This window comes from Pseudarthrobacter xylosi, from assembly GCF_055412765.1.
The window spans coordinates 13,131-37,834 of the sequence record NZ_JBVAYT010000004.1 but is presented as its reverse complement, the minus strand read 5'-3'; the positions used below and the strand labels follow the sequence as shown (position 1 = coordinate 37,834).

General features: G+C 65.9%; 23 protein-coding genes and 2 tRNA genes. 9 read left to right on the top strand and 16 right to left on the bottom strand.

Annotated elements, in window-relative coordinates:
• The first annotated feature begins 15 nt into the window (after positions 1 to 15).
• The 4 genes from ACZY1F_RS10200 to ACZY1F_RS10185 all read left to right on the top strand — a co-directional run bounded on the left by ACZY1F_RS10200 (position 16) and on the right by ACZY1F_RS10185 (position 2,222).
• Entirely contained in the window at positions 16 to 756 is a 741-nt protein-coding gene (locus ACZY1F_RS10200; RefSeq protein ID WP_463941613.1) for an aquaporin, read from the top strand.
• A 140-nt stretch (positions 757 to 896) separates the two neighbouring features.
• Positions 897 to 1,247: an ArsR/SmtB family transcription factor gene (locus ACZY1F_RS10195; protein ID WP_463941612.1), complete on the top strand. Its 351-nt coding sequence runs from the start codon at positions 897 to 899 to the stop codon at positions 1,245 to 1,247.
• Positions 1,244 to 1,768, top strand: coding sequence for a GNAT family N-acetyltransferase (locus ACZY1F_RS10190; RefSeq protein ID WP_463941611.1), 525 nt, complete (start codon positions 1,244 to 1,246; stop codon positions 1,766 to 1,768). Before ACZY1F_RS10195 ends, ACZY1F_RS10190 begins: the two co-directional genes overlap by 4 nt.
• 115 nt (positions 1,769 to 1,883) lie before the next feature.
• Positions 1,884 to 2,222 carry a YnfA family protein gene (locus ACZY1F_RS10185; protein WP_463941610.1) on the top strand — a complete coding sequence of 113 codons (339 nt, stop codon included), beginning with the start codon at positions 1,884 to 1,886 and terminating at the stop codon, positions 2,220 to 2,222.
• A 74-nt stretch (positions 2,223 to 2,296) separates the two neighbouring features.
• Here ACZY1F_RS10185 and ACZY1F_RS10180 read toward each other — a convergent pair whose 3' ends face one another.
• The 10 genes from ACZY1F_RS10180 to ACZY1F_RS10135 all read right to left on the bottom strand — a co-directional run bounded on the left by ACZY1F_RS10180 (position 2,297) and on the right by ACZY1F_RS10135 (position 10,814).
• A complete protein-coding gene (locus tag ACZY1F_RS10180) occupies positions 2,297 to 3,238 on the bottom strand; it encodes an aldo/keto reductase (protein WP_463941609.1) in 942 nt (313 codons plus the stop codon).
• Entirely contained in the window at positions 3,238 to 4,944 is a 1,707-nt protein-coding gene (locus ACZY1F_RS10175) for a glycoside hydrolase family 13 protein (RefSeq protein WP_463941608.1), read from the bottom strand. Before ACZY1F_RS10175 ends, ACZY1F_RS10180 begins: the two co-directional genes overlap by 1 nt.
• Positions 4,945 to 5,076: 132 nt before the next feature.
• Positions 5,077 to 5,373 carry a hypothetical protein gene (locus ACZY1F_RS10170; protein WP_463941607.1) on the bottom strand — a complete coding sequence of 99 codons (297 nt, stop codon included), beginning with the start codon at positions 5,371 to 5,373 and terminating at the stop codon, positions 5,077 to 5,079.
• Positions 5,361 to 5,507: a hypothetical protein gene (locus tag ACZY1F_RS10165; RefSeq protein WP_463941606.1), complete on the bottom strand. Its 147-nt coding sequence runs from the start codon at positions 5,505 to 5,507 to the stop codon at positions 5,361 to 5,363. The genes ACZY1F_RS10170 and ACZY1F_RS10165 overlap by 13 nt, the downstream gene beginning before the upstream one ends.
• A 104-nt stretch (positions 5,508 to 5,611) precedes the next feature.
• Complete coding sequence (locus ACZY1F_RS10160; protein ID WP_463941605.1) at positions 5,612 to 6,268, bottom strand: SDR family oxidoreductase; 657 nt, start codon at positions 6,266 to 6,268, stop codon at positions 5,612 to 5,614.
• Positions 6,269 to 6,342: 74 nt separating this feature from the next.
• Positions 6,343 to 6,900, bottom strand: a complete 558-nt coding sequence (locus ACZY1F_RS10155; RefSeq protein ID WP_463941604.1) for a dihydrofolate reductase family protein — start codon at positions 6,898 to 6,900, stop codon at positions 6,343 to 6,345.
• A 169-nt stretch (positions 6,901 to 7,069) separates the two neighbouring features.
• A tRNA-Met gene (locus tag ACZY1F_RS10150) sits at positions 7,070 to 7,143 on the bottom strand.
• A gap of 62 nt (positions 7,144 to 7,205) precedes the next feature.
• A tRNA-Thr gene (locus ACZY1F_RS10145) sits at positions 7,206 to 7,277 on the bottom strand.
• A 235-nt stretch (positions 7,278 to 7,512) separates the two neighbouring features.
• Positions 7,513 to 9,750 (bottom strand): DEAD/DEAH box helicase, encoded by a 2,238-nt coding sequence (locus tag ACZY1F_RS10140; RefSeq protein ID WP_463941603.1) that lies wholly within the window; start codon positions 9,748 to 9,750, stop codon positions 7,513 to 7,515.
• Positions 9,751 to 10,157: 407 nt separating this feature from the next.
• Positions 10,158 to 10,814, bottom strand: coding sequence for an MOSC domain-containing protein (locus ACZY1F_RS10135; RefSeq protein WP_463941602.1), 657 nt, complete (start codon positions 10,812 to 10,814; stop codon positions 10,158 to 10,160).
• A gap of 170 nt (positions 10,815 to 10,984) precedes the next feature.
• Between ACZY1F_RS10135 and ACZY1F_RS10130 the strand changes: the two genes are divergently transcribed.
• The 4 genes from ACZY1F_RS10130 to ACZY1F_RS10115 are packed head-to-tail and all read left to right on the top strand — an operon-like array spanning position 10,985 to position 15,610.
• On the top strand, positions 10,985 to 11,590 hold the full coding sequence (locus ACZY1F_RS10130) for a Tat pathway signal protein (protein WP_463941601.1): 606 nt from the start codon (positions 10,985 to 10,987) through the stop codon (positions 11,588 to 11,590).
• Positions 11,591 to 11,592: 2 nt separating this feature from the next.
• Complete coding sequence (locus ACZY1F_RS10125; protein WP_463941600.1) at positions 11,593 to 12,822, top strand: glutathionylspermidine synthase family protein; 1,230 nt, start codon at positions 11,593 to 11,595, stop codon at positions 12,820 to 12,822.
• Positions 12,823 to 12,853: 31 nt separating this feature from the next.
• Positions 12,854 to 14,392, top strand: coding sequence for an APC family permease (locus ACZY1F_RS10120; protein ID WP_463941599.1), 1,539 nt, complete (start codon positions 12,854 to 12,856; stop codon positions 14,390 to 14,392).
• 9 nt (positions 14,393 to 14,401) lie between these two features.
• Positions 14,402 to 15,610: an acyl-CoA dehydrogenase family protein gene (locus ACZY1F_RS10115; protein WP_463941598.1), complete on the top strand. Its 1,209-nt coding sequence runs from the start codon at positions 14,402 to 14,404 to the stop codon at positions 15,608 to 15,610.
• 87 nt (positions 15,611 to 15,697) lie between these two features.
• Here ACZY1F_RS10115 and ACZY1F_RS10110 read toward each other — a convergent pair whose 3' ends face one another.
• Positions 15,698 to 16,309 (bottom strand): TetR/AcrR family transcriptional regulator, encoded by a 612-nt coding sequence (locus ACZY1F_RS10110; protein ID WP_463941597.1) that lies wholly within the window; start codon positions 16,307 to 16,309, stop codon positions 15,698 to 15,700.
• 172 nt (positions 16,310 to 16,481) lie between these two features.
• Between ACZY1F_RS10110 and ACZY1F_RS10105 the strand changes: the two genes are divergently transcribed.
• Positions 16,482 to 19,643 carry a glycoside hydrolase family 2 TIM barrel-domain containing protein gene (locus ACZY1F_RS10105; protein WP_463941596.1) on the top strand — a complete coding sequence of 1,054 codons (3,162 nt, stop codon included), beginning with the start codon at positions 16,482 to 16,484 and terminating at the stop codon, positions 19,641 to 19,643.
• Positions 19,644 to 19,744: 101 nt separating this feature from the next.
• On the opposite strand, the gene ACZY1F_RS10100 is transcribed toward ACZY1F_RS10105, so the two are convergent.
• The 5 genes from ACZY1F_RS10100 to ACZY1F_RS10080 form a co-directional block, all read right to left on the bottom strand.
• Entirely contained in the window at positions 19,745 to 21,076 is a 1,332-nt protein-coding gene (locus ACZY1F_RS10100) for an MFS transporter (RefSeq protein WP_463941595.1), read from the bottom strand.
• Positions 21,073 to 21,561: a winged helix-turn-helix transcriptional regulator gene (locus tag ACZY1F_RS10095; RefSeq protein WP_463941593.1), complete on the bottom strand. Its 489-nt coding sequence runs from the start codon at positions 21,559 to 21,561 to the stop codon at positions 21,073 to 21,075. The genes ACZY1F_RS10100 and ACZY1F_RS10095 overlap by 4 nt, the downstream gene beginning before the upstream one ends.
• Positions 21,562 to 21,654: 93 nt before the next feature.
• Positions 21,655 to 22,812: a cystathionine gamma-synthase gene (locus ACZY1F_RS10090; protein ID WP_463941592.1), complete on the bottom strand. Its 1,158-nt coding sequence runs from the start codon at positions 22,810 to 22,812 to the stop codon at positions 21,655 to 21,657.
• 15 nt (positions 22,813 to 22,827) lie between these two features.
• Complete coding sequence (locus ACZY1F_RS10085) at positions 22,828 to 24,213, bottom strand: cystathionine beta-synthase (RefSeq protein WP_463941591.1); 1,386 nt, start codon at positions 24,211 to 24,213, stop codon at positions 22,828 to 22,830.
• Between the two features lie 43 nt (positions 24,214 to 24,256).
• Positions 24,257 to 24,649 carry a VOC family protein gene (locus ACZY1F_RS10080; RefSeq protein WP_463941590.1) on the bottom strand — a complete coding sequence of 131 codons (393 nt, stop codon included), beginning with the start codon at positions 24,647 to 24,649 and terminating at the stop codon, positions 24,257 to 24,259.
• Between the last annotated feature and the right edge of the window lie 55 nt (positions 24,650 to 24,704).

Below are 24,704 nucleotides of genomic sequence, written 5' to 3'. Positions count from 1 at the left end.
CGTCAAGCTGTTGGCATGACTTCTCAACAGCCGCCGTTGTGGCGCCGCGCCGTCGCCGAACTGCTCGGTTCCAGTTTGCTCGTGATGATCGTTGTCGGCTCCGGGATCGCCGCCCAGCAACTCTCCCCCAATGACGTCGGCCTGCAACTGCTCCAGAACAGCACCGCCACGGTCCTGGGCCTGACGGTGCTGATCCTTGTCTTCGGTCCCGTCAGCGGCGCACACTTCAACCCGGTGGTCTCGCTGGTGGACTGGGTCCTGGGCCGGCGCGGCGGAACCGGGTTGACCCTGCCGGAGCTAGGCACCTATGTGGTTGCCCAGACCGTCGGTGCCATCGGCGGCAGTGTGGTGGCGAACGCCATGTTTGAGGTGGGGACCTCCATCTCGGTCAAGGACCGCGCCACCACCGGGCACCTGCTGGGCGAAGTGGTCGCGACCGCAGGCCTCGTCCTGCTGATCTTCGCCCTGGCCGCCACCAAGCGGGGAGTCCTCGCAGCACCGGCGGTGGGTGCCTACATCGGCGCCGCGTACTGGTTCACGTCCTCGACGTCGTTCGCGAACCCGGCCGTGACAGTCGGCCGGATCTTTAGCGATACTTTTGCCGGCATCGCACCGGGATCCGTTCCCGGCTTCGTCCTGGCGCAGCTGATCGGAGCGGCCGTCGGCCTGGGGCTGCTGCTCATCCTGTTCCCCTCCGCCGCGAACAATACGGACGACGTCGTTCTGCCGCACTCCTCGGAAAAGGCCAGGTCCTAAAACTTCGCCCTCCTGCCGGGCCCGTCTGGCAGTCCTGGCAGCGCGGCGGCGGTGCGGCGGCGGCGCGGCGGCAGCGCGGCGGCGACGGAACCGCGCAGCTCATATATTGATGATGGTCAATATTCGGGCATAATGGGTACATGAACTTGATGCCCGTACTCGACCAGGCCACGGACGACGCCTGCTGCACCCCCGCAGGGCCACCTGCGCTGGGGGCCGAGGAGGCGAAGCAGAAAGCCCTGGTCTTCAAGGCGCTGGCCGATCCGAACCGGCTGCGGCTGCTCTCCATCGTCAAGGCCGAGGCCTCCGGTGAAACCTGCGTATGCGATCTGACGGCACCGCTGGACCTGGGCCAGCCCACGGTCTCCCACCACCTGAAAATCCTGGTCGAGGCCGGTCTGCTGCACCGCGAAAAGCGCGGCACATGGGCCTACTACTCCCTGGTACCCGGAGCCCTGGAGGAGACGGCCAGACTCGTGGCAACCCTATGACAGCGCCGGAACGGTCCGCCGTCACGCTACGTCCCATGCGCGACGGCGATTGGCCGGACGTCCAAAGGATCTACGGTGAAGGAATCGCCACCGGCCACGCCACCTTCGAATCGGAGGCACCCGATTGGGAACAGTTCAACGACTCGAGACTTCCCGGCCACCGGCTCGTCGCCGAAACCGTCGAAGGCAGGATCCTCGGCTGGGCTGCAGTGTCCCCTGTCTCTGCCCGGCCCGTCTACTCCGGCGTAGTGGAACACTCCGTCTATATCGCAGCCGAAGCCCGCGGGCTCGGCCTGGGAGCCGCGCTGCTGCGTGCCTTGGCAGAATCCACAGAAGCTGACGGAATCTGGACCATCCAGGCCAGCGTTTTCCCCGAAAACGAGGCCAGCCTCAAACTCCACCTCGCGAACGGCTATGTCGTCGTGGGGCGCAGAAACCGCATCGCCAGGATGACCCACGGACCGCTGAGCGGGCAGTGGCGGGACACCATTTTGATCGAACGCCGCTCCTCCGCCATGTGAACGGCGAGACTGAATGGCGGGACTGAACGGCGAGACTGAATGGCGAGACTGAATGGCGGCGGGAGACGCTGGTCCAACCAGACATGACATGGCCAGGCCCTGCGATGATGAATCCGTGACTATCGCTAAAACCGTTCTGCTCTTCATCCTCGCCGCAGCGGCTGAAATTGGTGGAGCCTGGCTCGTCTGGCAGTCCGTCCGCGAGGGCAAGGACTGGTGGTGGGCCGGGCTGGGAGTGCTGGCCCTGGGAATCTACGGCTTCGCCGCGACGCTCCAACCGGACGCCCACTTTGGCCGGATCCTCGCTGCCTACGGCGGCGTGTTCGTGGCCGGGTCGCTGGTCTGGGGCATGATCTTCGACGGGTTCCGGCCCGACCGGTGGGATATCACCGGCTCGGTGATCTGCCTGCTTGGCGTGGCCGTGATCATGTTCGCACCGCGCACCGCAGCCTGAATCCCCGCCGGCACCCCCCACCCGTCGGTCCGTCGGGTGGGGATGCCGGGTTTCGACAAGCTCAACCATCGGGCTCAGGGGAGGTTGCTGCCCCGCGCCGCGATCCACAGCCCGTACCAGTCGGCCCGGGTCAGTGCCTCCGCCGCCCGGCCCGCGTCCGCGCAGGCCGCGATCCTCGCCGGATTCACGGTGCCGATCACGGGCGAAATGCCGGCCGGATGCTTCATCAGCCACCCCAGAAGGACAGCCTCCCCCGTGGTGCCGTACTGCCCGGCAAGCTCCGCAACCAACGCGGCCGCGGCAGTCTCCGCCGCCGTCGGGCTTTCCGGAACTGATCCGGTGTACAGCCCCCGCGCCAGCGCACCGTAAGCCTGCACGGTGACGCCGTTGTTGCCGCAGTATGCAAGGGTCCCGTGCGGGAAGCTGTAATCCGCCGACTCCGGATGGTTCACCAGGACCTGGCTCTCCAGCCAGGCCCGCTTCAGCAGGCTCATCTCCAGCTGGTTGGCCACCACCGGCACCTCCAGCCGTTCCTGCAACGCCTCGATCTGCGCGCCGGACATGTTGGACACCCCAAGCGCCCGCACCTTGCCGTCGGCCAGCAGTTGCCCGACGGCGGCCGCCACCTCCGCCAGGTCCGTCAGGGGATCCGGGCGGTGCAGCAGGAGGACGTCCACGTAGTCCGTCTGCAGCCGCTTCAGGCTGCCGTCCACCCGTTCCAGGATGGATTGCCGGCTGAGGTCATAGTGGGTGGCCAGCCCGCGTTCGTTGAGCCGGATCCCGCACTTGGTCTGAAGCCGGATCCGGTCACGCAAGCCCGGCGTTGCCGCGAGGACCTCGCCGAACACCGCCTCGGACTTGCCGCTGCGGTAGATGTCCGCGTGGTCGAACAGCGTGATGCCGGCGGCCAGGGCGGCCTCGACGGCGGCAGCGGCTTCATCCACGTGTTGCACGTTATGCGGCTCATCGGTCCAGCTGCCGCCCAGGCCCATGCAGCCGTAGATGAGTTCCTGCATCAGCGCAGCCAGACGGTGCTGTTGGCGCCCAGCTTGCCGTCCACCAACGGGGAACTGCTCACCAGGACGGTACCTGCCGGCAGCTCGACGGCGGTGTCCCCGAAGTTGGTAACGGACTGCCAACCGCCGGGGCGGCGGAAGTGCAGGACGTCACGGGTACCGGTCTCCACCCATTCCAGCTCCTCCCCGGCCTGGAGTTCCCGGCGCAGCTTGAGGGCTGTGCGGTACAGCTCCAGGGTGGAGTTTTCGGTACCGTCCTGTGCCTCCACCGCGTACTGGCTGAACCAGTCCGGCTGCGGCAGGTGCGCGCCGCCGTCGCCGAAACCGAACGACGTTCCCTCGACCTTCCACGGCAGCGGCACGCGGCAGCCGTCGCGGCCAATCTGTACACCGCGGTCGCGGAAGAACGCCGGATCCTGGCGCTCGGCGTCGGGGATTTCCGTGACCTCCTGCAGACCCAGTTCCTCGCCCTGGTAGAGGTAGGCCGAACCCGGGAGTGCGAGCATCAGCAAGGTGGCCGCGCGCGCACGCTTCAGCCCCAGCTCCACGTCCAGTTCCTCGGCGGGGGCACCGGCCAGCAGCCAGGCCTTGCCGTCCTGGCTTCCGGCGTGCTTGCCGGTGCCCTGCGGGAGGCCATAACGGGTGGCGTGCCGGACGACGTCATGGTTGGAGAATACCCACGTGGACGAGGCTCCGGTCTCCTTGGCTTCGGCCAGGTTACGTGTGATGATTTCGCGGTATTCCCCGGCATCAAAGGCGGCCTGGAGCAGATCGAAATTGAAGGCCTGGCCAAGGCCTTCGGGGCTGGCGTAGCGGCCACGGCGGGTGGCGTGGACCCATGCTTCGGCCACGGCCGTGCGCGGCGGGTTGTACTCGTTGAAGACCTCGCGCCATTCGACGTAGATGTCGTGGACGTCGTCGCGGTCCCAGAACGGGTGCGTCCCGTCGTCGAACCCGTCCGTGCCGGTGTTGGCCACACTGAGCTCCAGCTGGGACAGCAACGGTTCGGTCAGGTCCTTGGTCAGCGCGTGGGCCACGTCCACGCGGAAGCCGTCCACACCGCGGTCGGACCAGAAGCGGAGCGTCTTGAGGAAGTCATCGCGGACCTCTCTGCTGGACCAGTTAAGGTCCGGCTGCTCCTTGGCGAAGATGTGCATGTACCACTGGCCGGGCGTGCCGTCAGGTTCGGTGATGCGCTCCCAGGCCGGTCCGCCGAAAACAGAGTCCCAGTCCGACGGCGGCTCCTCGCCGTTGGGGCCCTTGCCGTCACGGAAGATGTAGCGCTCACGCGCGGCGGAGCCCTTCGGCGATGCGAGTGCCTCCTTGAACCATGCGTGCCGGTTCGAGGAGTGGTTGGGGACGATGTCGGCGATCAGCTTGATCCCGGCGCCGTGCAGCACCTTGGCCATTTCGTCGAAGTCCGCCAGCGTGCCGAGCTTGGGGTCGACGTCGCGGTAGTCGTCCACGTCGTAGCCGCCATCAGCTAGGGCCGATGGGTAGAACGGACTGAGCCACACGGCGTCGATGCCCAGCGCCTTGAGGTACGGGACCTTGGAGGTGATGCCCCTGATGTCACCCAGTCCGTCGGCGTTGGAATCGGAGAAGCTGCGCGGATAGATCTGATAAACAGCGGCCTGGCGCCACCAGTTCGGATCGCTCATGTGGTCGGGATCGGACAGGGTTGCCAGCGTGGCGGTGGAATGCAAGGGATGATCCTTCTCTGTGTGGATAGGTCCTGCTGGGTGGACTGATCTCTATGTAATGGCCATGCGCATGACTCCGGACAGTACTCAACGTTGGGCCAAGATGTAAACCACCAAGGCGCGTGTCCGGCAGGCCTATTCCGGCATGATCATGGTCCGCAGGTCCAGCTGGCGCAACACCCTGTCCGCCACTTCGGGGTCCATGTCAGGTTCATTGCGGGCGAGCACCACTTCCTGCCGCGCGGCATCCAGGGCGATGGTCTGGACCGCGATGGCCAGGCCGCGGCCCCGGACGCGGAGATCGGCCACGCTTTCGTTCCGGAGACTGCCGTCCAGGAGTTCGGCGTGCAGGCGGCCCATCTTCTCCTTCACCAGTGCCACCTTTTCGGGCGGCAGGTCCTTCATGAGGTCGTGCTCCTTCAGGGCAGCCACCGCTGCAGCCTGAGCCCGCTGGGCCAGGACACGGGCGGCGTCACGCTCCTCAGCCCCGTCGTTGGAGGGTCCCCCAGCCCGACAGCCACCACGGTGGCCAGCAGAAGTCCGATGATGAGTGCCAACTGATCCATGTGCCTGCTTCCCCAACGGAGGCGACCTGTCCCGCCGTCCGGCCGGAGGCGCCCGCCGCCTGTTTCAGCTTATCGGGGCCAGCACCCTGATCCGGTCCCTTCGGCTATGGCTGCGGCTCAAGCGCCGCGGCGATAGGCAGGGTGCCGTCGCGGAATTCGATGGTCTTCCCCGCCGTTTCGGGCAGGTCCAGCACGGCTGCTGCCACACTGGCCGTGTTGCTGCGGGAGGTTGCCCCGCTGCCTTCCCGGCCGGGGTCCACTTCGATGAGCCCGGTCCCCGGCTGGTCCGTCAGCGTTCCCGGGCCCAGGATGGTCCAGGCCAGTGTGGTGCCACGCAGGTATTCGTCCGCCGCTGCTTTGGCGTCTGCGTAGGCAAAGAAGCTGTTATCTACCGGGACTCCATGGTCCGGTCCCGCGCCGAGGTAGGACACCATGACGTACCGCCCGACGCCGGCCGCCGCCGCCGCGTCCATCGACCGGATGGCTGCGTCACGGTCCACCGCATAAGTGCGTTCCGGGCTTCCTCCCCCGGCCCCGGCGGACCAGACCACGGCGTCATGGTCCCTGAGGGCGTCGGCGATTTCCGCCGTCGTCGAATTTTCAACGTCCAGGACCGACGGCGTGGCTCCGGTTGCAGCAACGTCTGCCGCATGGTCCGGGTTGCGGATGATCGACGTGACGGTGTGACCTTCGGTGGTAAGAAGCGCGGACAGACGGAGGGCCACTTTGCCGTGGCCGCCGATGATAACGATGCTGGTCATGTCCCCATTCTGCCCCTCGCGGCGGCGGGCCCGCGCATTTGCCGGCCGTATGTGGACAGCGGTCCCGGCTGGCGTCAGGAGAGCGTGCGGTAGCGGAGGTAAACCACGCCGTTTCCGAACGTGTGCTGTTCAAGGAGTTCCAGCCGCAGGCCCAGCCCGTCCGGCAGGAAGCGCAGGCCTCCCCCCACGGCCACCGGGTTGAGGAACAAGCGGCATTCGTCCACCAGCCCGGCCCGGAGTGCGGCCTCGGCCAAGGTGGGGCCGCTGATGCTGATGTTTCCTTCGGTGGCGTCCTTCAATTCCCTGACTGCGTCGGGAACAAAAGTCCGCTCGATCCTGGTGTTGGCCGTGGAGGCAGCGGTGAGCGTGGTGGAGTAGATAACCTTCTCTGCCCCTTGCCAGATCCGCGCAAAGTCCCGGATGTAGTCCGGCAGATCAGGGGTATCGAAGGTCTCCCACGCCGACATGACCTGGTACATGCGGCGGCCGTAGAGATAGGTCCCTACGTCGCGTTCGAGATCGTTGACAAACGTGTGGACCTCCTCGTCCGGCGCGCTCCAGCTGAAGTTGCCGTCCCGGTCCGCCACGTAGCCGTCCAGGGACGCGATGCCTGAGTAGATGAGCTGGCCCATGCCGCCCATTGTGCCGCCGTCGGAGGGTATTGGGTAGGCGAAGCCCTTATTTGATGGCGAACTGTTGCGCCATGGTCCAGAGGTTGGTGGTGGTCAAGTAGATAACCCACACGGTCTCACGGAAACAGAAAAACCCCCGGAATCTCGGGGATTCCGGGGGCTTAGCCTGTAGCGGTGGGGAGGCTCGATCTCCCGACCTCACGATTATGAGTCGTGCGCTCTAACCAACTGAGCTACACCGCCACGAATGAGAAAAACCTGCGCCAAGCCGGTCAAAAACCGCCTTGACACAGGCCCTCATCCAGAGCCCCCCACCGGAATCGATCCGGTGACCTCGTTCTTACCAAGAACGCGCTCTACCACTGAGCTAGGGGGGCAACGAGTAAATACTCTACCGGAAGATTTGGCCACCAACAAATCGGCTCCAGAACGGTGTCAAAGGCGCCAAAAGTGCCGGAAATACGGGCTCTCTGAGGCCTTCGGGCGGACCGTGCACCGGCCCGGAGACGGAACCCTGAGGAGATGTGACCAAGCGAACTTAAGCGGCAAAGTTAAAGCAGAACGGGCCGGCAGAAAGCCGGCCCGTTCTCAGTTCACTTTAGGAAGCAGTGGTTACCACTTGTTGCGGGGCTTGAAGCCGCCTTCGGTGCGCGGCTTGCGTGCCGCGTCCGTGCCCACGCCGCGCTCGTTGCGGTCGCTGAAGGAGCGGCCGCCACGGTCAGCGGAGCTACGCTCGCCGTCGGTCTTGCGGAATTCCTTCTTGAACCCGCCGTTGCCCTTGAAGTTGCCGCCTCGGTCTCCGCCGCCGGCGCCACCGCCGGAGTAACCGCCGCGATCGCCGCCACCACGGTTGCCCTGGTAACCGCCGCGATCGCCGCCGCCACGGTTGCCCTGGTAGCCGCCACGCTCGCCGTCGCCGGAGGGCTTGCGGCCGTTATCCAGCTCGAGGTGGATCAGCTCGCCGCCAATCCGGGTGCGGGACAGCGCCTTCAGCTGGTCGGCGCTGAGGTCTGCCGGGAGCTCCACGAGGGAGTGGTCGGCCCGAATATCAATGCCGCCGATGTTGGCCGAGGAGATGCCGCCTTCGTTGGCAATGGCGCCCACGATGGAGCCCGGCATAACGCGCTGGCGGCGTCCGACGGCGATCCGGTAGGTGGCATTGCCTTCCGTGAGCGTACGGGTCGGGCCGCGTGAGCCGAAGCCGTCCTTGGAACGCTCGCGCTTCTGGAAATCAGGAGCTGCAGCCAGTTCCTTGACGAGCAGAGGCTGACCGCCCTGGGCCATCACGGCCAGCGCAGCAGCAATCTCCGAGGCCGGCACGTTGTGCTCTTCCTCGTAGGAGGAGATGAGGTCGCGGAATGCGGCAACGTCCTCGGACTCGAGGGTCTCCGTGATGCGCTCAGCGAACTTGCCCAGGCGCAGCGTGTTCACGGTCTCGGCCGTGGGCAGGTGCATCTGCTCCACCGGCTGGCGGGTGGCCTTCTCGATGGAACGCAGCAGGTACTTCTCGCGCGGCGTCATGAACAGGATGGCGTCGCCGGAACGGCCTGCACGGCCGGTACGGCCGATGCGGTGGACGTAGGACTCGGTGTCGTGCGGGATGTCGTAGTTGACCACGTGGCTGATGCGCTCAACGTCAAGGCCACGGGCCGCGACGTCGGTGGCCACCAGGATATCGATGCGGCCTTCCTTCAGCGCCTCGACAGTGCGTTCGCGCTGCTGCTGCGGGATGTCGCCGTTGATGGCGGCAGCCTGGAAACCGCGGGCCTTCAGCTTGTCAGCCAGGTCCTCGGTAGCCATCTTGGTGCGCACGAAGGCGATGACGCCGTCGAACTCTTCAACCTCGAGGATGCGGGTCAGGGCGTCCAGCTTGTGCGGGCCCATAACCTGCAGGTACCGCTGGCGGGTGTTGGCGCCGGTGGTGGTCTTGGACTTGACCGAGATCTCGGCAGGGTTGTTCAGGTACTGCTTGGACATGCGGCGGATCTGGCTCGGCATGGTGGCCGAGAACAGCGCAACCTGGCGGTCCGACGGGGTCTGCTGGAAGATCTGCTCCACGTCTTCGGCGAAGCCCATGCGCAGCATTTCGTCAGCCTCGTCCAGCACCAGGTACTGGAGCTCGGACAGGTCCAGGGAACCCTTGGAGATGTGGTCGATCACACGGCCGGGAGTACCGACAACAACCTGGGCACCGCGGCGCAGGCCGGCGAGCTGGGGGCCGTAAGCGGAGCCGCCGTAGACGGGGAGGACGGTGAAGTCATCGATGTGCTTGGCGTACGAGGTGAAGGCCTCGGCAACCTGGAGTGCGAGCTCGCGGGTCGGAGCCAGGACCAGGGCCTGGGTCTTGCGTGACGGGCCGTTGAGGTCGTGGAGCTCGGCCAGACGGGACAGTGCCGGTACTGCGAATGCTGCAGTCTTACCGGTGCCGGTCTGGGCGAGGCCCACAACGTCGCGGCCTTCAAGCAGCAGCGGGATGGTTGCTGCCTGGATCGGGGAAGGCTTTTCGTAGCCGACATCCTGCAGTGCGGCGAGGACGCGGGCATCGATGCCGAGATCGGCGAACTTGACGCCCTCTTCTTCGGCTTCCTCAGCCTTGGCGGGCGCTTCTTCCGTCTTCTTAGCTTCCTCAGCCTTGGCTACGGGAGCTTCTTCAAACTTGGCAGCAGGCGCTTCGGTCTGAGCAGCAGGCGCTTCTTCAACCTTGGCGGGGGCTTCTTCAGCGGGAGCGGCGGGGGCTTCGGCTTCAGTGACGGCGGGCTCTGCTGCGGGGGCAACGGCCTCGGTGAATTCGACGGCGACGGTTTCGACAGTTACTGCTTCAACGGTGGCGTCATTTTGATTTTCGGGCATAGGGAAATTTCCTCATCCATAGGGGGCCAGGCGGCACAACCCGAGGTGAGCGGAGCCGCAGTACAATGTGCCGTGGGTGCCGGGCATACATTGACCGGCCGGTCACTTAGAAGTCCGGCGCTTTCGCAATCCCGTGGCAGGACTTCCCGCTGCATCTCTTGGCTGCTATCTCAGCAGTCTGTACAGCGTTTTCTTTAGCCGGCTCTCCCTATGAAAATGCCCGCATCACATTAGCGGGCCCCAACACTTGCCAGTCCTGCCTCAAAAATTGGGCAGGAATAAGGGATTTCCGGAGTGGGGGATGTTTCTAGTGTAGGGTACGGATCCGCTTTGCGGCTAATTGAGCGTACGACGGCGGCGGTGAGCTTGCGCACATGGCTCCCCTGCCGGCCACTCCAGCTGGGCCGTTACCCTCGTGACCTCCGGATCAGGGCTTCGAATTTCTGGCTGAATTCGGGCTGCTGCAGCCGGATCTCGCCGTCGGCGTCGGCGTCCCGGAGGACTTCCATGGACTCCAGGTCTGGCTCACTGAACCACTTGCCCACTGTGATGCCGTGGTTGGGCACAAAGACGCGGTGGATGTGGTCGCCAGCCTGGATGCTGCCGGTGCGGATCACCCTGAGGTAGGCGCCCACGCGCCCGGCCTCGGTGAAGCGTCTGACGAAGTGGGGTTCGTCCAGGCGCCGTTGGAACGTGGCGCAGGGCGTGCGCGGGGAAGTGACTTCCAGCTCCACGTCCAGCCCGATCTTCCAGCGCTCTCCGATGATGGCGCCGGTGGTTTCGATGCCGGCCACGCGAAGATTCTCCCCGAACATGCCGGGTGGGAGATCCCGCTGGAGCTCGCCGGCCCAATAGTCCGCGTCGTCCTGGGAGTAGGCATAGATGGCCTGGTCCTCCCCGCCATGGCTGATCCGGTCCGCCTGCACGTCGCCGTGCAGGCCCAGCCGGTGGACACGGACCGGGCCCTCCACCGGGCGCTTGTCGATGGCCGTGACCCCCACACTGCCCTCAGTGGCGAGGAGCTGGTGGACGCGGCAGATGGCAAGCACAGATGCGGTTTCCATGGCTCAAGTTTAGGTTCCCGGGCCCGTGTTGGGACTGGGCGGCAGGATGGGGACTTCTCCCCCGGTTTCCGGTCGCAGCCGGCCGGGGCAGCGGCTAGGCTGAACCTAGGATTGAGCTTCCGGCGCACCGCTGCGCCCACATTCAGCATGGACTACCAAGGGGGGACGTCATGGATCCGGAAAAGGACCAAGGCAACGGTCCGGACAAAGACCAGGCCAACGGCCAAGGCAAGGACCCCGGCACCGGTCAAGGCAAGGACCAGGGGGCGCCGAAGCCGCCGCCGTGGCAGGTTCCCAAGCCGGAACTGCGCCCTGAACTCCTGAACGAACCCCTTCCCACGGTTGATCCCTTCGCCCGTGACCGCGAGCGCCAGACCCATGATGCGGCCGCGCGCAAGAAGCGTTCCCAGCGGCGGACAGTTGTGGTGGGGTTGGGAGTCACTGCCCTCCTTGCTGGCACCATCACCGCTGTTGTGGCCAGCAACCAGGACGAGGCCGACTACGCCCAGGTCTGTTTCAACGACGAAACCGGCGAGCGCGTAGAGGATACGCAGTGCAACAGTTCGGCCGGACGAAGCGGTGCACTCTACGCGTGGTACTTCTACTCCCGCGGCGCCAGCGTTCCCGGGGTGGGCCAGAACCGGTCCTCGTACCCGAGCTACACCAACACCGTCCCCAGCGGCGCCAAGGCATCCACCGGGTACAGCACCAAGGGCGGAACGGTCAGCAGGGGCGGCTTTGGCAGCAGCTCCAAAGGCGGAAGCACGGGGGGCTAGGCGTGAAGCGGTTGTTATCGGAGCCCAGGCCTGACTGGAAGCAGAAGATCGAACAGCAGGGCCTGGTCTTCTCCACCACCACCATGCCCGACGGCAAGAAGATCGAATACTGGAACGAGGCCGCCTACTACGAATTCACCATGGATGAAGTGGAGACGCTTGAGGTTACGGCCGAGGACATGCACAAGATGTGCCTGGAAGCGGCCAAGTTCCTGGCCACGGGCGCCATGGGGAACATCGGCATTGGCCCGCAGGCGCTGGAGCTCGCCGCTGAGTCGTTGCAGGCCGCGGACATGGATATCTACGGGCGCTTCGACTTCATCTATGACGGCCAGGGCGGACCCGCCAAGATGCTGGAGTACAACGCCGACACTCCCACGGGCCTGATCGAGGCCGCAGTCGCGCAGTGGTTCTGGCTGCAGGACGTGTTCCCCGAAAAAGACCAGTGGAACGGCATCCACGAGGCCCTGATCCGGCAGTGGAAGAAAATGCAGTACCGCACCGGCATGAGCACGCTGCACATTGCCCATTCGGAGGCTGAGGAGTCCGGCGAGGACTGGATGACGGCCGGTTACATGCGGGACGTCGCCAGCCAGGCCGGCTGGACCACCATTGGTATCAACATGTCCGATATTGGCTGGGATCCCAACCTGAACCGCTTTGTGGACATGGATAACTTCATGATCAGCACCATGTTCAAGCTGTATCCGTGGGAGCTGATGATGAAGGAGCCTTTCGGGCACCGGCTGCTGCAGCGCGCACACAATCCCCGCTGGGTGGAGCCTGCGTGGAAGATGCTGCTCTCCAACAAAGCCTTGCTGGCCGCGCTGTGGCACCTGTACCCGGACCACCCCAACCTGTTGCCCGCATACCTCAACGAGCCCGGGCCCCTGAAGGAATGGGTGGCCAAGCCGCTGCACGGGCGCGAAGGCGACAACATCAAGATCCACGCCCCGGGCATTAGCCTGGAGCAGCCCGGCGGGTACGGCCGTGAGGGCTGGTGCTACCAGCAGTTCCACGCGCTGCCCGACTTCGACGGCAACCACCCCGTCCTTGGCCTCTGGGTGGTTGATGGCGAGTCCGTGGGTTGCGGGATCCGGGAATCGGACGGCCCCATCACCGACTACTTCTGCCGTTTTGTGCCCAACACCATCGACGCCCCGGCGCCGCTTTCGGCGGCGGCCCTGTCCAGCACATCCAGCAAATCAAACAAGGCAGGTATCGCCCTATGAGCCCCCTGACATCTCCGAGCCCGGTGACCGTATGAGTGCGGAGACGACGACGGCGGGCGGCGCTTCCGGCGGCGATTCAGGCGGCGGTGCCGGTGGTGCCGTCCCCGCCAAGGGGCTCCGGGCGGGGATCCTGGACCTCGGCGACTCGGTCATGCTGGGCCTAGCCTCCACGGCGCCCGTGTATTCGCTGGCTGCCACGTTGGGCCTGATCGTGGCCGTTAACGGAAACTACACTCCCCTGATCCTGGTCCTCGGGTTCATCCCCGTCCTGTTCATCGCCTATGCCTTCCGGGAGCTCAACAGTGCCATGCCGGACTGCGGCACCACATTCACCTGGTCCCGCCGGGCGTTCGGCCCCTGGGCGGGCTGGCTGGGCGGCTGGGGTGTTGCCCTGGCCGGCATCGTGGTCCTGGCCAACCTGGCGCAGGTGGCAGGCCAGTACCTGTGGCTGCTGATCGGCGACGGTTCACTGGCAGAAAACAGCCTGGTGGTCACCGCAACGGGTGTGCTGTTCATCGTGTTTATGACCCTGGTGAACTACCGGGGCATCCGGCTGGGTGAGCACGTCCAGCGGGTCCTCACCTACGTGCAGTACGTATCGCTGGGAATCTTCGCCTTGGCCATCATTGTGCGGATCGCGGGCGGGGCCCCAGAGGGCCAAGCCTTCGATGTCGAGTGGTTCAACCCGGCTGGCGCCTTTGCTGATCCGGGTGCCGTGGTGCACGGTTCACTTCTTGCGCTGTTCATCTACTGGGGCTGGGACACCTGCCTGGCAGTAAACGAGGAAACCGAAAACCCGACCACCACGCCGGGGCGCGGCGCCGTCATTTCAGCCTTTGTCCTGGTGGCCATCTACGTCTCGGTAGCCCTCCTGGTGATGATGTACGCCACCGTGGGGACCGAGGGAATCGGCCTGGGCAACGAAGCGAACCAGAGCGACGTCTTCCTGGCCATGAAGGACGTGGTCCTGGGTCCATGGGGCTGGCTGATTGTGGTGGCCGTGCTGGCTTCAGTCCTGTCGTCCACGCAGACCACTATCCTGCCAACGGCCCGCGGCACCCTGTCGATGGGTGTGCACGGCGCGCTGCCGCCGAAGTTCGGCGAAGTCCATACCCGCAACGAGACCCCCGGATTCTCGACCCAGGTCATGGGCGCAGCGGCCGTGGTGTACTACGTGGCCATGAGCTTCCTCAGCGAGAACCTGCTCTCCGATTCCATTAGCGCCATCAGCCTGTTCATCGCGTTCTACTACGCGCTCACGGGCTTCGCGTGCTTCTGGTATTTCCGGGACACGTTCAGGGAATCGGCCCGCAACCTCTGGTTCCGCGGCATCCTTCCGCTGCTCGGGGCCCTGATCCTCACTGCTGCGTTCTTCATTTCCGCCGTCCAGATGTGGGATCCGGCCTACGGTGACACTCAGATCTTCGGCGTTGGCGGGGCGTTTGTCAGCGGCGTGGTGCTCCTGGCGCTGGGCGTGGTTCTTGCCGTTGTCTGCCGGTTCCTGCCGTCAACGCGGGAGTACTTCACCGGGAAGCCGGCGGCGGCGTCCGCCAGATCGACGTCGGCCTAAGATACTCAGATGAGCGACGCTGATGTCACTGCCGACGTACCTGCCGCACCGGACCCCTCGGACATCCTGGCCCTTGATGCGCTGTTGAGCGCTGGCGAGCGTGCACTCAGGCAGCGGATCCGCGACTTCACCGACCAGCGGATCAAGCCAAACATCGCCCGCTGGTATGACGATGCGGTCTTTCCGCTGGAGCTCGCTCCCGAGCTCGGCGAGCTGGGCGTCCTGGGGATGCACCTTGAGGGGTATGGCTGCCCCGGCCGTTCCGCCGTCGAATACGGCCTGGCCGCGATGGAACTTGAGGCCGGCGATTCCGGGATCCGGACCTTCGTCTCGGTGCAGGGGTCCCTGGCCATGACGGCGATCCACACATGGGGTTCGGAGGACCAGAAGCAGGAGTGGCTCCCCCGGATGGCTGCCGGCGAAGTGATCGGCTGCTTCGCCCTGACCGAACCCACGGCGGGTTCCGATCCGTCCTCGATGACCACTTTTGCCCGCCGGGACGGTACCGGGGACGACGCCGGCTGGGTCCTGGACGGCGCTAAGCGCTGGATCGGGCTGGCGTCCGTGGCCGGGGTGATGGTGGTGTGGGCCAAAACCGACGACGGCGTCCGCGGCTTCCTGGTTCCGGCCGGTACGCCCGGCGTGACCGCGACGCCCATCTCGCAGAAGCTCTCCATGCGCGCTTCCATCCAGTGCGACATAACGTTCGACGGCGTCCGGCTGGGTCCGGAGGCCATGCTGCCGGGGGCGATGGGCCTGCGCGGGCCGTTTACGTGCCTGAACGAGGCACGCTACGGGATCGTCTGGGGTGCCATGGGCGCCGCTCGTGATTCCTACGAGGCCGCCCTGGCGTATTCGCAGGACCGGCTGCAGTTCGGCAAGCCGCTGGCCGGGTACCAGCTGACGCAGGAGAAGCTGGTGAACATGCTGCTGGAGATCCAGAAGGGCACCATGCTGGCCTACTACATGGGGCGCCTCAAAGACGAAAGAAAACTGCGGCCCGAGCAGATCTCGCTGGGCAAGCTGAACAATGTGCGCGAGGCCATCAAGATCGCCCGGGAAGCCCGCTCCATCCTCGGCGGCAACGGCATCACGCTGGACTATTCACCGCTCCGGCACGCTGCCAACCTGGAGTCCGTCCGCACCTACGAGGGCACCGACGAGGTCCACATGCTGGTGCTGGGCCAGCACATCACGGGCCTCGGCGCGTTCCGGTAGCCCGCCCCTCCCCAGCTAGGTAGCAGCAGGTGTCGTTTTGAAGGCTCTAAAGGACATCTGCTGCTACCTACTTGGGGATTCGTTTGGTCATTCGGGCAGGATAACCAGCTCGAGGTAGCCGCGCAGGCACCCTGCCATGTCGACGCTGCCGGGCGCCAGCAGCCACTGTGTCTGGATCCCGTCCCACAGGGCAATCAATGATGCCGCGGCGGCTTCCGGGTCAACGCCGGGGCGAAGCCGCCCTTCCTGGGCCAGCTGAGTGAACCGCTGGGCGTAGCTACGCCGCAGACGTTCAAATCGTTCGGTGAAGAATTCGCGCCCCGGATGGCCGTCCGTGACGGATTCCGCGCACAGCACCGTGTACAACTCGATGACGCCCGGGATCTCTTCGTTGAAGCGTGCCTGGCGGATCACGGCGTCCACGAGCGTTTCCTCGGGATCGGGAGGCGTTGTGCCATCCCCGGATATCGAGTCGCGCCAATCGAGCACGGCAAGCAGCAGATCACTTTTCGTCGGAAAGTAATGCAAGAGGCTCGTCTGGCTCATTCCGACGTGGTCGGCAACGTCCTGCAAGGAGCCTCCGCGGTACCCGTGGGCCGCAAACACGGCGTGCGCGGCAACCAGGATCGCGTGCCGGCGTTCCGTCGACTTCGCATATGGTCCCCGCCGGGACGGCCTACTCACCTCGTTTGTGGTCATGGCAAGCCAGTGTACAGGCGGATTTGGCGGACAGGATCAAAACTCGAGTGATTACTCGAATTTTGTGTTAGCCTTTCTCGTACCGGTCCCGGATGTGCTGGACCTCACACACTTGCCATGGTGGTCCTGCAGCGTTTCCGGCGCTCGGGCTTACAGAAGGAGCAGTCAAGTAATGTCCCAGCCCACAGCATCCGCGCGCACCGCCGATGTTTCCTACATCATCGACCGCGGACCAGGCTCGGGCATGCGGACAGCCGCCCGTTCCTGGCTGCACAGCGATGCTCCCACCCAGTCACTCAACGGCAACTGGCGCTTCCGGCTCCTCCCCGGCGCACCCGGAACCCCCGGGGGCCGCGGCGTCCTGCCCGCCGGCGAAGCTGTGGAGGCCATCGCCGCGGAGGCGTTCGACGACTCACCCTGGGACGAGATCGCCGTCCCGGCCCACTGGGTGTTGGAAGGAGACGGGCGCTATGGGCGGCCCATCTATACGAATGTCCGTTTTCCCTTCCCCACCGATGCACCCAACGTGCCCGACGAGAATCCCACCGGCGACTACCGGCGCACCTTCGAACTGCCGAAATCATGGACCGAAGCCGAACGGATCCTGCTGCGGTTCGACGGCGTCGAATCGCGCTACAAGGTGTGGCTCAACGGCGTTCCGATCGGTGTCGGCGTCGGGAGCCGGCTGGCCCAGGAGTTCGACGTCACGGACGCGGTGCGTCCGGGATCGAACGTGCTGGCCGTGCGGGTGCACCAGTGGTCGGCGTCGAGCTATCTCGAAGACCAGGACCAGTGGTGGCTGCCTGGCATCTTCCGCGACGTGACGCTTCAGGCACGGCCGGCGGGCGGCATCGACGACGTCTGGCTGCGCACCTCGTTCAGCGGCTCCGGTGATTCCGGCGCCGGCACGATTGACCCTGAAATCACGGCTACCAGCGAAGCCTTCCCGGTGACGCTGTCCGTGCCGGAGCTGGGCGTGGACGTCACGTGGAACTCGGCGGCGGACGTTGCCCCGATCGTGATCGACGCCGTGGAGCCGTGGTCTGCCGAGATCCCGCGGCTGTACGACGCGACGGTGGCGAGCGCTGCCGAGACAGTCTCGCTCCGCCTCGGGTTCCGCACGGTGGAAATCGTGGGCGACCGCTTCCTGGTGAACGGCCGGCGGGTGGTGTTCCACGGCATGAACCGGCATGAGACCCATCCCGACCGGGGCCGCGTCTTCGACGAAGAATCTGCCCGCGCCGATCTGGCCCTTATGAAGCAGTTCAACGTCAATGCGATCCGCACCAGCCACTATCCCCCGCATCCGCGGCTTCTGGACCTGGCCGATGAAATGGGTTTCTGGGTGGTACTTGAGTGCGACCTCGAAACCCACGGCTTCTCCGCTCAGCAGTGGGCCGGCAATCCCAGCGACGATGCCGCCTGGCGGGAGGCCTTTGTGGACCGCATCGAGCGCACCGTTGAGCGCGACAAGAACCACCCCTCCATCGTTATGTGGTCGCTGGGCAACGAGGCCGGCACGGGCGCCAACCTCGCAGCCATGGCCGCGTGGGCCCATGCCCGTGACACCGGACGCCCCGTGCACTATGAGGGCGATTACAGCGGCGCCTACACGGACGTCTATTCGCGGATGTACTCCTCCGTGCCCGAGACCGAGGCGATCGGACGCGACGATTCCGGCTCGCTGCTGTTGGGCTGTTCCGCCGCCGAGTCGGCACGCCAAAGGACCAAGCCCTTCATCCTGTGCGAGTACGTTCATGCGATGGGCAACGGCCCCGGCGCCATCGACCAGTATGAGGACCTCGTTGACCGCTACCCGCGGCTGCACGGTGGTTTCGTCTGGGAATGGCGCGACCACGGCGTCCGCACCCGCACGGAAGACGGCACCGAATTCTTCGCCTATGGCGGCGATTTCAACGAGGTCATCCACGACGGCAACTTCGTGATGGACGGAATGGTCCTCTCCGATTCGACGCCGAGTCCGGGGCTGTTCGAATACAAGCAGATTGTCGCGCCGATCCGTTTGAGCTTTGGCACCGAGGTGCCCGTCGGAACGGCGTCCGACGGCGATGCGCGGCGATTCTTCACGGTCGCCAACCTGCGGCACTCGGCGGACGCGTCCGACGTCGTGTTCCAATGGCGGACGGAAGGGGACGGCATCCGCAGCGACTCGGGCGAACTGGCAGTGGCCGGCACGTCGGGCAAGGCTCTTGCGGCCGGCGAATCAGTGACCCTCGCGCTACCGGAGTTCGCCGTCCCGGGTAGCGGCGAGTACTGGCTCACCGTCGAAGCCGTTCTCCGCAAGGACACCGACTGGGCTCCGGCCGGGCACGTGATTTCAGCGGCCCAGCTGGATCTCTCGGCGCCTGCGCCCTCAGTTCAGACACCGCGCCCGCTGGCTTCTGTCGGCCGGACCGGCTCCCTGAAGACCGAGTCTGCGGGTGCCGAATCCTTCGGAACCGCGACGGTGAACCTCGGGCCCGCCGTTTTCGAGGAGGGACGCCTTCTGTCGCTTGGCGGCTTGTCGGTAGCCGGTCCCCGTTTGGAGCTCTGGCGCGCACCGACGGACAACGACGGCGGAGCGGGCCGCGGCAGTTACGACCTCGGCGACCCCTGGCTGAACAACGGCAACGGGGTGCCGGCCCCGACGTCGGCCTCTGTGTGGCGGGACGCAGGCCTGGACCGCCTGACTGCCCGCGTGGAAAAAATCGCGGCGAACGACGAATCCGTAGTGGTACGGACGCGCTATGCGCCAGCCGACAGCGCCGACTCCGTGACGGTTGAAGAGCAGTGGCAGCTCGCGGATGGGGAGCTGTGGCTGCGACTGGACATCGTTCCCAGTGCCGGTTGGGACATGATATGGCCGCGCATCGGGGTGAGGTTCGAGCTGCCCCGCTCCGTGGACGGCGTCTCCTGGTTTGGCGCGGGGCCCCGGGAATCGTATCCGGACAGCATGCACGCGGCACTGATCGGGCGGTATTCGGCCGCAATCGACGACCTCACCGTTGCGTACGCAAAGCCCCAGGAGAGCGGGCACCGCAGTGCGGTGCGTTCACTCGAGCTGAACAACTCGGGTGCTCCGTGGCTGAGGATCGAGACAGTGCCGGATGCCCGCGGACGCCGGCCCGGTTTCACCCTGGCCCGTCACACCGCGCAGGAGGTCAGCGCCGCGGCCCATCCCCACGACTTGCCTCCAAGTGAGCACAGCTACCTCTACCTGGACGCCGCCCAGCATGGGTTGGGTTCACGGGCCTGCGGCCCGGACGTCTGGCCGGACTTCGCGCTTCGACCGGAGGCCCGCACACTGACGCTGCGCATCGGGACTGCCGGGTAACGTCCAGGAGCGCGGACAAATTCCCAACTGGGTCGCAGCAGATGTCGTTCTGAGCCTCCATAACGACATCTATTGCGACCTAGTTGGGTCTGCGATGCGCGTCAGGCTGCCGCCACCGGGACAGGAACGGGGTCCTTGTCAGACTTGTCCTTGCGGATGGTCGCGCTGATCACGGCGGCGATGGTGCACATGGCCGCCGCCCCGAACCAGGCGTAGGTGTACTGGCCGGTGGCGTCCCTGATGACGCCGGCACCGAGGGCAGCAGCAGCCGCGCCAAGCTGGTGGGCCGCGAACACCCAGCCAAACACCACGCTGCCGTCCGCGCCGAACGTTTTCCGGCAGATTGCCGCGGTGGGCGGCACCGTGGCCACCCAGTCCAGGCCATAGATCACCACAAAAACAATCATGCTCGGCTGGACAGTGGCGCTCAGGAGCAGCGGCAGCACCAGCAGGCCGATCCCCCGGAACTGGTAATACACGGCCAGCAGGATCTTGGGGTTGTAGCGGTCGGTCAGCCAGCCGGAGGCGATGGTGCCCACGATGTCAAAGATCCCGACGACGGCGAGCAGCCCGGCCGCGGTGGTTTCGGGCATGCCGTGGTCGTGGGCGGAAGGGATGAAGTGGGTGCCGATCAGGCCGTTCGTAGTGGCGCCGCAGATCGCAAAGCCTGCCACCAGCGCCCAGAACGTCCGCACTTTGCTGGCCCGCTTGAGCACCTGGAGGGCGCGCACCGCGGCGTTGCTGCTGCGCCCGCTTTCCGTGGGGTCCGCTGCCGCAGGAGCGGACTCCGCCGTTCCCTCCTCAGGTGCCGTTTCACCGTAAGGCAAGGCGCCGACGTCGGCCGGTGAGTTCTTGAGGAACTTCAGCACCAGCGGCACTACCGCCAGCGCGCCGGCGGCGATCAGCAGCGATGCCTGCCGCCAGCCAGGATCCTGGGCCAGCATGGCGATGAAGGGCAGGAAGACCAGCTGGCCCGCGGCGCTGCCGGCGGTGAGGATGCCGATCACCAGGCCCCGGCTCTTGGAGAACCAGGTGTTGGCGATGGTGGCGGCGAAGACAAGCGCCATGGACCCTGTGCCGAGCCCAATCAACAGGCCCCAGGTCAGGAGGATCTGCCAGGACTCGTTGACCAGCACCGTAAGCGCGCTGCCCGCGCCGATCAGCACCAGGGCGGTGGCGGTGACGGCCCGGATCCCGAACTTTTCCATCAGGGCCGCGGCGAAGGGGGCAGTCAGGCCAAACAGCACCAGGTTGATGCTGACGGCTGCGGACAGAACGGTGGTGGACCAGCCGAACTCCTGCTGCAGCGGCACCATCAGGACGCCCGGGGCAGCACGGAATCCGGCGGCTCCCACGAGGGCCAGGAAGGCCACGGCCGCAACGATCCAGGCGGGATGCAGGCGCCGGCGGCGGGTTGTTTCGGTAGCGCTCATGCGGCGGTAGCCAGTTGCACAGGCGCGTCCGTCCGGGTGAGGCTGTGCCAGCTGGTGTTGGCGGCCGTCAGCCGCTCCCCACAGCCAGTGCACGTGTCCGCCGAGCTGGTCCGCTGGCCGCAGCCGGAATGGATGACATACATGTGGGCCTGGTCCGAGGGCGCTGGGAGGTGCTTTTCCGCCCACATGACCACAGCGTTCAGGACGGGAAGGGCGTCCGCACCCATAGGGGTCAGGACGTACTCCTGGCGGGGGCGGCCGCCGTCGTCGTACGCCTGCTTCTCGAGCAGCCCCGACTCCATGAGGCCCGCCAGGCGCCTGGTGAGCACCGAGTCCGCCACGGCCAGCCGGGACTTCATGGCGTCGAAACGCCCGTTGCCGAAAAAGACCTCGCGGAGCACCAGCATGCTCCAGGGGTCACCCAAAATGTCGAGACCGCGTGCCATGCTGCAATTGCGCTGGGACCAGTCGGAGCGGAGTACCATAAAGGCACCCTAGCTAACTTCCTTGAAGAAAGCCAGGGTGCCTTTTGGCTCGCGCCCGTGGTTGGAAAGCGCGGTGCTGGTAGCCCGGTGCTACTAGAGGAACGTGAAGGCCCGCTCCAGGTCTGCGATGAGGTCTTCCACGTCCTCGATGCCGCAGGAGAGCCGGATCAGGTTGACGGGAACCGCCAGTTCAGTGCCCTTGACCGATGCGTGGGTCATCTCCGACGGATAGTTCATCAGCGATTCGATGCCGCCCAGGGATTCCGCCAGCGTGAACACTGACGTGTTTTCCGCGACCGTGCGGGCCGCCGCCTCGCCGCCCTTGAACTGGACAGACACCATGCCGCCGAACTTCTTCATCTGCTTCTTCGCCAGCTCGTGGCCGGGGTGGGAGGGCAGGCCCGGGTACAGGACGGCCTCCACCTCGGGGCGCTCGAGCAGCCATTCAGCCACGGCCTGGCCGTTGTCGCTGTGACGGTCCATCCGCACGCCGAGCGTCTTCAGGCCCCGGGTGGTCAGGAACGCATCCATCGGGCCGGACACCGCACCCACGGCGAACTGGACAAAGCCGATCTTCTCCGCGAGTTCCGCGTCGTTGACCACAATGGCGCCGCCCACCACATCGGAGTGTCCGCCGATGTACTTGGTGGTGGAGTGGACCACGACGTCGGCACCCAGGGCGAGCGGGTTCTGCAGGTAGGGCGACGCGAAGGTGTTGTCCACCACGAGGAGGGCCCCGGCGTCGTGAGCTATCGCGGCGAGCGCCTCAATATCGGTGATCTTCATGAGCGGGTTGGAGGGGGTCTCCACCCAGACGAAGCGGGTCTTGCTCGCGGCCACGGCTTTGCGCACGGCGTCCAGGTCCGCCATGTCCACGGGGGTGTTGCCGATCCCCCAGTCGCCGAGCACGCGGCTGATCAGCCGGTACGTGCCGCCGTAGGCGTCGTTGCCGAGCACAATGTGATCGCCGGGCCGGGTCAGCGCCCGGATCAGGGAGTCCTCCGCCGCGAGGCCGGAGCTGAAGGAGTAGGCGTGGCTGCCGCCTTCGAGGGCCGCGAGCTGCTCCTGCAGGGAGTCACGGGTGGGGTTGGTGCCGCGGCCGTATTCGTAACCGTCACGGAGCCCGCCGATGCCGTCCTGGGCGTAGGTGGAGCTGAAGTGCACCGGCGGGACCACGGCGCCGGTGCGGGGCTCGAAGGCCTGGCCGGCGTGGACGGCGCGCGTGTTGAAACCCTGGTTTTCTGCAGACATGGTGCTCCTTCGAAGCTAGTTGCTGAGGTAGGCGAGGAGGTCGTGGCGGGTGAGGATTCCCACCGGGGCGCCGACGAACGTCACCATCACGGTGTCCACGTCGGAGAGCAGCTCGCGGGCTGCGGAGATGGTTTCCAGTGAGCCGATGACCGGCAGGCGGGGGCCCATATGCTCGGAGATCTTGTCTGTCAGCTTGGCTTCGCCGCGGAACAGTTTGGAGGTCAGGCTGCGCTCATCCACGGCGCCCAGGACCTCGCCCATCACCACGGGCGGTTCCTGCGAGAGGACCGGGATGTGGCTGACGCCGAACTCGTTCATGATGTTGATGACGTCGCGGACGGTCTCGTTGGGGTGGATGTGGACCAGGTCCGGCAACTCGCCGGTCTTGGACTTGATGACCTCGCCCACTGACGCTTCTTCGCCGCCGGAGAGGAAGCCGTAGGAACGCATCCACTGGTCGTTGAAGATCTTGGCCAGGTAGCCGCGGCCGGAGTCCGGGAGGATGACCACCACCACGGCGCTTTCGGGGAGGTCGCGGGCGGTCTGCAGCGCAGCCACCACGGCCATGCCGGACGAGCCGCCCACCAGCAGCCCTTCCTCGCGGGCCAGGCGCCGGGTCATGGCGAAAGAATCGGCATCGGTGACGGCGATGACGGCGTCCGGAACGGATTTGTCGTAGTTGGCCGGCCACATGTCCTCGCCGACGCCCTCCACGAAGTAGGGGCGCCCGGTGCCGCCGGAGTAGACCGAACCTGCGGGGTCCGCCCCGATGATCCTGACCCGGCCGCCGTCGGCCTCCGGACGGTCCGCCGAGATCTCCTTGAGGAAACGGCCGGTGCCGGTGATGGTGCCGCCGGTGCCGGCGCCGATCACGCAATGCGTCACGGTGCCGTCCGTGTCCTGCCAGATCTCCGGTCCTGTGGACTCGTAGTGGCTGCCGGGGGCTGCCGGGTTGGAGAACTGGTCAGGCTTGTAGGCGCCCGGGATTTCCGTGACCAGGCGGTCCGAGACACTGTAGTAGCTCTGCGGGCTGTCCGGAGCCACGGACGTGGGGGTGACCACTACTTCGGCGCCATACGCCTGAAGCACGGCGCGCTTGTCCTCGCCCACCTTGTCCGGCACCACAAAGATGCATTTGTAGCCCTTTTGCTGGGCCACGAGCGCCAGCCCCACCCCGGTGTTGCCGGACGTCGGCTCAATGATGGTCCCGCCGGGCAGGAGCTTGCCGGTCCGTTCGGCCTCTTCGATCATTTTCACCGCGATGCGGTCCTTGATGGAGCCGCCGGGATTGATGTATTCCAGCTTGACCAGGACAGTGGCTTTGAGGCCTTCCGTCACGTGGTTGAGCTTGATGAGCGGCGTGTTTCCGATGAGGTCCAGGACGGACTGCGCGTACTTCATAGATACAAAGTTACCGCCTGCCGCCACAGGTCCTGCCCGGGGCTCAGCTGCCCGCCGAGGAATCTGTCTGCCACAGGCCCAGAACGTTGCCTTCGGTGTCCGTGAAATAGGCGTAGTAGCCCATGCCGGGAACGGCGTCCTTGGCCTGGGCCACCGACCCGCCTGCTGATTCGACCTGCACGAGGGCGGCGTCCACGTCCTCGACGTCGATGGTGATGATGGGGGTCTTGAGGTTGTCCGTCCGCGGGAAGAGGGCACCGTTGATCGCTCCGGGCGTGCTGGGCATGCCTGTCTGATCGTCCGACGGCGTGGTGATGGCGCTGGTGTAGTCCATCCCCTGCATGGGGATCAGGTTCCAATTAAACGCAGTTTGGTAGAACGTGTTGGCGCGTTCTTTGTTTTCCGTGGGGATCTCGAAATGCACAACTCCAGCCACTGCATGCTCCTTTGAATGCGACGGGAAGGCGCGGACGCCCCGCGCCACACGATGG